Source organism: Enterococcus sp. DIV2385 (assembly GCF_051711925.1).
Taxonomy (GTDB): Bacteria; Bacillota; Bacilli; order Lactobacillales; family Enterococcaceae; genus Enterococcus; species Enterococcus faecalis.
Window position 1 is genome coordinate 848,886 of record NZ_JBIONV010000001.1, and the last position, 8,615, is coordinate 857,500.

At 40.5% G+C, this 8,615-nt stretch carries 5 protein-coding genes, 1 tRNA gene and 2 rRNA genes (1 of these 8 only partly in view); all 8 read left to right on the forward strand.

What is annotated here, in order from left to right:
• Positions 1-225: 225 nt before the first annotated feature.
• On the forward strand, positions 226-795 hold the full coding sequence (locus IGM04_RS04205) for a YceD family protein (protein WP_086317756.1): 570 nt from the start codon (positions 226-228) through the stop codon (positions 793-795).
• A 56-nt stretch (positions 796-851) separates the two neighbouring features.
• Positions 852-1,031 carry a 50S ribosomal protein L32 gene (gene rpmF, locus IGM04_RS04210; protein WP_002355952.1) on the forward strand — a complete coding sequence of 60 codons (180 nt, stop codon included), beginning with the start codon at positions 852-854 and terminating at the stop codon, positions 1,029-1,031.
• A gap of 204 nt (positions 1,032-1,235) precedes the next feature.
• Positions 1,236-2,657, forward strand: coding sequence for an NADP-dependent phosphogluconate dehydrogenase (gene gndA / locus IGM04_RS04215; RefSeq protein ID WP_002355953.1), 1,422 nt, complete (start codon positions 1,236-1,238; stop codon positions 2,655-2,657).
• Between the two features lie 157 nt (positions 2,658-2,814).
• Entirely contained in the window at positions 2,815-3,501 is a 687-nt protein-coding gene (locus IGM04_RS04220; protein WP_002355954.1) for a response regulator transcription factor, read from the forward strand.
• Between the two features lie 10 nt (positions 3,502-3,511).
• Entirely contained in the window at positions 3,512-5,020 is a 1,509-nt protein-coding gene (locus IGM04_RS04225; RefSeq protein ID WP_002376241.1) for a HAMP domain-containing sensor histidine kinase, read from the forward strand.
• 646 nt (positions 5,021-5,666) lie between these two features.
• Positions 5,667-7,227: ribosomal RNA gene (locus tag IGM04_RS04230) — 16S ribosomal RNA — on the forward strand.
• 79 nt (positions 7,228-7,306) lie between these two features.
• A tRNA-Ala gene (locus IGM04_RS04235) sits at positions 7,307-7,379 on the forward strand.
• Between the two features lie 176 nt (positions 7,380-7,555).
• A 23S ribosomal RNA gene (locus IGM04_RS04240) occupies positions 7,556-8,615 on the forward strand (it continues 1,853 nt past the right edge of the window).
• Together the 16S and 23S rRNA genes with 1 tRNA gene alongside form the textbook arrangement of a ribosomal RNA operon.

The window sequence follows — 8,615 nt, forward strand, 5'->3', positions numbered from 1 at the left end:
TTGGGCGCAAATAGTAAAATTATGTCTGAGTTTTAAATTATTTATGTTATTTCACACAAAAATTTTGTTATTTAATTAAATAAGCGCTAAGTTATCTTCAACAGAAAAACAATTATAAAAAAAACGAAAGAAAAACAGGAAATAAGAAAGGGCTGTCAAGAAAATTTCATTGACAAAGCTTTCATACCCCTGTATAATAGCTTTTGTTGCTTAGGAGTGATAATTATGAAGTGGTCTTTGTTAGAATTAAATAAATACAAAGAAGAGCCGCTAGTGTTTTCAGAAACATTGCATCTTAAAGAAGAGCTTCTTCAACGAGATGATACCTTGTTGGATGTTAGTCCAATCAAAGTAGAAGGCTTATTAGCAGTCAATAAATCAGAATATTTACTTCATTACACTATTCAGGTAACTGTAACCGTTCCTTCATCCCGTTCTTTAGAACCTGTGGCTTTGCCAATGCAAATCACGGTCGATGAAGTCTTTATGACAAAAGAACAAATGGGTACAAGAGATGAACGATTTGCAGCTGAAGAGATTATTTTATTGGACAAGCCAACAATTGATTTAGATGAATCTGTCGAAGACAACATTCTATTGTCCATTCCAATTCAAGTGCTTACAGAAGAAGAACAAAACAGTCAAGAAATGCCAAGTGGCAATGACTGGGAAGTGATTTCAGAAGAAGCATATTTGGAAAGTAAGCAGAAAGCAGCAGAACAAACAGTGGATCCTCGTCTGGCTAAACTATCAGAATTACTCAGCGATAATGCTGAAGAGGAAGATAACAGCTAGGTTGGAATATATTGTGTATGTAAATACACGCATCTTTACAAGGAGGTGGAACAACAATGGCAGTACCAGCTAGAAGAACTTCTAAAGCGAAAAAAGCAAAACGTCGCACACACTACAAATTAACAATCAAAGGCTTAAATGCATGCTCAAACTGTGGTGAAATGAAAAAAAGCCATCACGTATGTCCAGCATGTGGTCACTACGATGGAAAAGACGTAATGTCTAAAGAAGCATAAGCATAAAAACATTTTTTGAAATGTTGAATCCCCTAGGCTAACCATGGAGCCTAGGGGATTTGTATTTTTTTAAGAAAATATGAAGAAATTGGAAATTTATTGGCACTATATTGTTTTCATATGAAAGATAGTGCGTTATAATAGTGAGGATTATAAGAGAATGCTCATAGAATTTTCGTTGATTATAATATAGGAGGTCATAAAATGACAAAACAACAATTTGGCGTAGTCGGCATGGCTGTCATGGGAAAAAATCTTGCTTTAAACATTGAAAGCAGAGGCTATACAGTTGCGCTGTATAACCGTACAGGATCAAAAACAACAGAAGTGGTTGAAGAACATCCTGACAAAAACTTTCAAGCAACATACTCAATTGAGGAATTTGTGAATGCAATTGAAAAACCTCGTCGAATTATGTTGATGGTTAAAGCTGGACCTGCAACAGATGCGACAATCCAAGAATTGTTACCACACCTTGATAAAGGCGACATCTTAATTGATGGCGGTAATACGTTCTTCAAAGACACAATGCGACGTAATGAAGAACTAGCAAACTCAGGAATTAACTTTATTGGTACTGGCGTTTCTGGCGGAGAAGAAGGAGCCTTGAAAGGACCATCTATCATGCCTGGCGGACAAAAAGAAGCGTATGAGTTAGTTGCGCCAATTCTTGAAAAAATTTCAGCTAAAGCAGAAGACGGTGAACCATGTGTGACTTACATTGGCCCAAATGGTGCTGGACATTATGTAAAAATGGTTCATAATGGGATTGAATATGGGGACATGCAATTAATTGCTGAATCCTACGATTTAATGAAACAAATCTTAGGCTTATCTGTTGATGAAATGGCAGAGATTTTCAAAGAATGGAACGAAGGCGAATTAGACAGTTACCTTATTGAGATCACGGCTGACATTTTGACACGTAAAGATGATGAAGGAACCGACCAACCAATCGTTGATGTTATTCTTGATGCAGCAGGCAACAAAGGAACAGGTAAATGGACAAGCCAAAGTGCGTTAGATCTTGGCGTACCATTACCATTAATTACAGAATCAGTATTTGCACGTTTTATTTCGGCTTACAAAGAAGAACGCGTAAAAGCAAGTGGCATTTTATCAAAACCTGCAGCCTTTAACTTTGCAGGTGATAAAAAAGAATTGATTGAAAAAATTCGCGAAGCATTATACTTTAGTAAATTAATGAGTTATGCGCAAGGTTTTGCACAACTCCGTGCAGCTTCTGAAGAATACGGATGGGATTTACCATTTGGTGAAATTGCAAAAATCTGGCGAGCAGGTTGTATTATCCGTGCACAATTCTTACAAAAAATTACCGATGCATATGAAAAAAATCCAGCACTTGAAAACTTGTTGTTAGATGAATACTTCGTAGAAATTACGAAAAAATATCAACAAGCCGTTCGTGAAGTTGTTGCGATTGCTGTTCAAGCAGGTGTTCCTGTACCAACATTCTCATCTGCAATTGCTTATTACGATTCTTATCGTTCAGATCGCTTACCAGCGAATTTAATTCAAGCACAACGTGATTACTTCGGTGCTCATACGTACGAACGCACAGACAAAGAAGGAATCTACCATTACAGCTGGTACAACGAAGAATAAACACGCTGGAGACCATGAGTGTGGCTCACCATGCTCATGGTTTTACTGTGGCTTAAAAAAGAACCAGATAGATTGAGTAGTAATTCTCTAATAAGTAGTAAGGAATAAAAAGGTTGAGCTTGAGTATAGCTTTTAAAGAGAAAGGACAATTAATCAAATGAGCAACATTTTAATTATTGAAGATGAAAAGAACTTAGCGAGATTCGTTGAGCTTGAATTAAAACATGAGGGGTATACGACAGAAGTACACTACAATGGTCGTACAGGATTGGAAGCCGCTCTTAACAACGAATGGGATGCTATCCTTCTTGATTTGATGTTACCAGAATTAAATGGATTAGAAGTATGTCGCCGTGTTCGCCAAGTGAAAAATACACCAATTATTATGATGACTGCGCGTGATTCAGTAATTGACCGTGTTTCTGGCTTAGACCATGGAGCGGATGATTATATTGTTAAACCATTTGCAATTGAAGAATTGTTAGCTCGTTTACGTGCGTTACTTCGTCGTATTGATATTGAGGGCGATAAAAACGTTGCAAAACAAACAACGATTACATATCGTGACTTAACAATTGAAAAAGAAAATCGTGTCGTTCGTCGTAATTCTGAAATGATTGAATTAACAAAACGCGAATACGAATTACTATTAACGCTAATGGAAAACGTGAATGTTGTCTTGGCACGTGATGTGTTACTAAATAAAGTTTGGGGCTATGAAACAGAAGTAGAAACAAACGTTGTGGATGTGTATATCCGCTACTTACGAAATAAAATTGACGTACCTGGAGAAGAAAGCTACATCCAAACTGTCCGTGGAACTGGCTACGTTATGCGTTCGTGAGAACTAATTAATGAAAAGAACGATTAAAAAAGAACTGGAAGGCCCATCTTTAACTATAAAGTGGGCTTTCGCAAGTTCTTTCTTTATATTTGTAGTTTTTACCATTTTTGCGGTGATTACCTATAAGTCTTCTGTCAGTCTTATTGTTGCCAAAGAAAAGGAAAATGTCGAAGCAACGATTGCAGAAGTAACAAATCGATTAGCTAATGCCAATGAAAATTTAACGGTAACAGACGTTTTTGACTATTTAAAAACGCCGAGTGAAAGAGATGAAAACTACTATAATAAGCATACAGCAGTAGAAGGTTCGTTTATGGAAATGGACAGTTTCATATCTGAACTAGGACAACCAGAACTTTATTTATCTGTGTATGACACAAACCAAAAGCTAGTTTTTAAAACACAAAATGAATATGATAAGTTATTACAATTGGATCGACAATTACCTGTTGTTCGAACCGTTTTTGATAAAACCGGTTTTTATTCCGTGGAACCTATTTTTTCAAAAGAAACACGAGAAAAAATTGGCTATATTCAAGCGTTTTATGAACTTTCTTCTTTTTATGAAATTCGTAATCATTTATTATTAACACTTGTAGTTTTAGAAGTGATTTCTCTGATTGTAAGTAGTGTCTTAGGCTTTATCCTCTCTTCTTATTTCTTAAAACCATTAAAAGTATTGAGAGACACGATGGATACAATCCGCAAAGACCCGCAATCAGATGTCCACATGCCGGAGATTAATACGAGAGATGAGTTAGCAGATATCTCGGAAATCTTTAATGAAATGTTAGATCGTATGAGACGCTATATCGAACAACAAGAGCAGTTTGTTGAAGATGTTTCCCATGAATTAAGAACGCCCGTTGCGATTATGGAAGGCCATTTAAACCTTTTAAATCGTTGGGGAAAAGACGATCCTGAAATTTTAGATGAATCATTAAAGGCCAGTTTACAAGAAATTAGTCGCATGAAGAGTTTGGTCCAAGAAATGCTTGACCTTTCACGCGCTGAACAAGTGGACACCCAATATGCAAATGAACGAACAGATGCTAAACAAGTAGTCTACCAAGTATTCAATAACTTCCAATTGGTTTATCCTGAGTTTCATATCACATTAGATGACGATTTACCAACCGAAGTTGAGCTGAAAATCTATCGTAATCACTTTGAACAATTGCTAATTATTCTATTAGATAATGCGATTAAATATTCAACCGATCGAAAAGAAGTGCATATTTCCATTTCTCGAACGATGAATGAATTTGAAATAGCTGTGCAAGATTTTGGTGAAGGAATCACTGAAGAAGACTTGGAGAAAATATTTGATCGATTCTACCGAGTAGATAAAGCCCGTGCAAGAAATAAAGGCGGTAATGGCTTAGGTCTATCGATTGCAAAACAATTAGTCGAAAACTATAAAGGACGTATTGATGCAGAAAGCGTATTACATCAAGGAACGATCTTTAGAATTTTTATTCCAATCGCTGGAATAAAAGACGAGAGCAACGTACAATAAAGTACGTTGCTTTTTTTTACGAATGATTAACGAACATTTCAGTAAGAGAAAAGGGATTATAAGATAAAGAAACGAATGTTTTCTTTGCAGAAAATATTCATCGTTCGAAATTGAAAAAAATGTTATTTTTCTGCAAAATAATAGTTGCGTTTTAGAAAAATCCTTGGTATATTAATATCTGTTCTGACAAACAGTTCGTTAAGAAAAAAGTTTTAAAAAGTTAAAAATTTTTCTTGACGAAAAGATAAATAACATGTTAGAATAACAAAGTCGTTAAAGAGATTGCTTTTAAATCAATCATTTGATCAAAAAAACTTGTTATAAAATAACAAAAAAGTTTTAAAAAGTTGTTGACAAACAACTGAGATAATGATAAGATATAGAAGTTGTCACAACAGACAACGACAACCGAGCAAAACAACTTAAAAAAACTTTTTCAAAAAAAGTTCTTGACATTCAAACGAAAGTTTGTTATGATATAAAAGTTGCTGCGAGGTAACGTAGACCTTTGAAAACTGAACAAAGAATAGACGAACCAAATGTGTAGGGCGTCTTGATTCAATTCAAGACAACAAACATTTTTAACAAGCAAGCAATATGCTAGCAAACAAATTGAGCTTAACAATCGCAAGATTGTTCTAACTTTTATTATGAGAGTTTGATCCTGGCTCAGGACGAACGCTGGCGGCGTGCCTAATACATGCAAGTCGAACGCTTCTTTCCTCCCGAGTGCTTGCACTCAATTGGAAAGAGGAGTGGCGGACGGGTGAGTAACACGTGGGTAACCTACCCATCAGAGGGGGATAACACTTGGAAACAGGTGCTAATACCGCATAACAGTTTATGCCGCATGGCATAAGAGTGAAAGGCGCTTTCGGGTGTCGCTGATGGATGGACCCGCGGTGCATTAGCTAGTTGGTGAGGTAACGGCTCACCAAGGCCACGATGCATAGCCGACCTGAGAGGGTGATCGGCCACACTGGGACTGAGACACGGCCCAGACTCCTACGGGAGGCAGCAGTAGGGAATCTTCGGCAATGGACGAAAGTCTGACCGAGCAACGCCGCGTGAGTGAAGAAGGTTTTCGGATCGTAAAACTCTGTTGTTAGAGAAGAACAAGGACGTTAGTAACTGAACGTCCCCTGACGGTATCTAACCAGAAAGCCACGGCTAACTACGTGCCAGCAGCCGCGGTAATACGTAGGTGGCAAGCGTTGTCCGGATTTATTGGGCGTAAAGCGAGCGCAGGCGGTTTCTTAAGTCTGATGTGAAAGCCCCCGGCTCAACCGGGGAGGGTCATTGGAAACTGGGAGACTTGAGTGCAGAAGAGGAGAGTGGAATTCCATGTGTAGCGGTGAAATGCGTAGATATATGGAGGAACACCAGTGGCGAAGGCGGCTCTCTGGTCTGTAACTGACGCTGAGGCTCGAAAGCGTGGGGAGCAAACAGGATTAGATACCCTGGTAGTCCACGCCGTAAACGATGAGTGCTAAGTGTTGGAGGGTTTCCGCCCTTCAGTGCTGCAGCAAACGCATTAAGCACTCCGCCTGGGGAGTACGACCGCAAGGTTGAAACTCAAAGGAATTGACGGGGGCCCGCACAAGCGGTGGAGCATGTGGTTTAATTCGAAGCAACGCGAAGAACCTTACCAGGTCTTGACATCCTTTGACCACTCTAGAGATAGAGCTTTCCCTTCGGGGACAAAGTGACAGGTGGTGCATGGTTGTCGTCAGCTCGTGTCGTGAGATGTTGGGTTAAGTCCCGCAACGAGCGCAACCCTTATTGTTAGTTGCCATCATTTAGTTGGGCACTCTAGCGAGACTGCCGGTGACAAACCGGAGGAAGGTGGGGATGACGTCAAATCATCATGCCCCTTATGACCTGGGCTACACACGTGCTACAATGGGAAGTACAACGAGTCGCTAGACCGCGAGGTCATGCAAATCTCTTAAAGCTTCTCTCAGTTCGGATTGCAGGCTGCAACTCGCCTGCATGAAGCCGGAATCGCTAGTAATCGCGGATCAGCACGCCGCGGTGAATACGTTCCCGGGCCTTGTACACACCGCCCGTCACACCACGAGAGTTTGTAACACCCGAAGTCGGTGAGGTAACCTTTTTGGAGCCAGCCGCCTAAGGTGGGATAGATGATTGGGGTGAAGTCGTAACAAGGTAGCCGTATCGGAAGGTGCGGCTGGATCACCTCCTTTCTAAGGAATATTACGGAAATACACATTTCGTCTTTACTTTGTTCAGTTTTGAGAGGTCTACTCTCAATCAAATAAGTTCGGGGCCTTAGCTCAGCTGGGAGAGCGCCTGCTTTGCACGCAGGAGGTCAGCGGTTCGATCCCGCTAGGCTCCATTGATAGCTTTTGCTATCAGATTCGTTCATTGAAAACTGGATATTGAAGTAAAAAGAATCAAAACAAACCGAGAACACCGCGTTGAATGAGTTTTTTAATAAGTTCAATTGCTTATTTATTGATTAACCTTCTATCGCTAGAAGAAGTGATCAAGACCCAACCGTAAGGTTGATAAGGTTAAGTGAATAAGGGCGCACGGTGGATGCCTTGGCACTAGGAGCCGATGAAGGACGGGACTAACACCGATATGCTTTGGGGAGCTGTAAGTAAGCTATGATCCAGAGATTTCCGAATGGGGGAACCCAATATCTTTTATAGGATATTACTTTTCAGTGAATACATAGCTGATTAGAGGTAGACGCAGAGAACTGAAACATCTTAGTACCTGCAGGAAGAGAAAGAAAATTCGATTCCCTGAGTAGCGGCGAGCGAAACGGGAAGAGCCCAAACCAACAAGCTTGCTTGTTGGGGTTGTAGGACTCCAATATGGTAGTCTGTTAGTATAGTTGAAGGATTTGGAAAATTCCGCTAAAGAGGGTGAAAGCCCCGTAGACGAAATGCTGACAACACCTAGGAGGATCCTGAGTACGGCGGAACACGAGAAATTCCGTCGGAATCCGCGGGGACCATCCCGCAAGGCTAAATACTCCCTAGTGACCGATAGTGAACCAGTACCGTGAGGGAAAGGTGAAAAGCACCCCGGAAGGGGAGTGAAATAGATCCTGAAACCGTGTGCCTACAACAAGTCAAAGCTCGTTAATGAGTGATGGCGTGCCTTTTGTAGAATGAACCGGCGAGTTACGATTGCATGCGAGGTTAAGTCGAAGAGACGGAGCCGCAGCGAAAGCGAGTCTGAATAGGGCGAATGAGTATGTAGTCGTAGACCCGAAACCATGTGATCTACCCATGTCCAGGTTGAAGGTGCGGTAAAACGCACTGGAGGACCGAACCCACGTACGTTGAAAAGTGCGGGGATGAGGTGTGGGTAGCGGAGAAATTCCAAACGAACTTGGAGATAGCTGGTTCTCTCCGAAATAGCTTTAGGGCTAGCCTCGGAATTGAGAATGATGGAGGTAGAGCACTGTTTGGACTAGGGGCCCATCTCGGGTTACCGAATTCAGATAAACTCCGAATGCCATTCATTTATATCCGGGAGTCAGACTGCGAGTGATAAGATCCGTAGTCGAAAGGGAAACAGCCCAGACCACCAGCTAAGGTCCCAAAATATATGTTAA

Bases quoted from the DNA above. Each gene is read 5' to 3' on its own strand.
- IGM04_RS04205 (WP_086317756.1), top strand. From the start codon at position 226: ATGAAGTGGTCTTTGTTAGAATTAAATAAATACAAAGAAGAGCCGCTA.
- rpmF (WP_002355952.1), top strand. From the start codon at position 852: ATGGCAGTACCAGCTAGAAGAACTTCTAAAGCGAAAAAAGCAAAACGT.
- gndA (WP_002355953.1), top strand. From the start codon at position 1,236: ATGACAAAACAACAATTTGGCGTAGTCGGCATGGCTGTCATGGGAAAA.
- IGM04_RS04220 (WP_002355954.1), top strand. From the start codon at position 2,815: ATGAGCAACATTTTAATTATTGAAGATGAAAAGAACTTAGCGAGATTC.
- IGM04_RS04225 (WP_002376241.1), top strand. From the start codon at position 3,512: ATGAAAAGAACGATTAAAAAAGAACTGGAAGGCCCATCTTTAACTATA.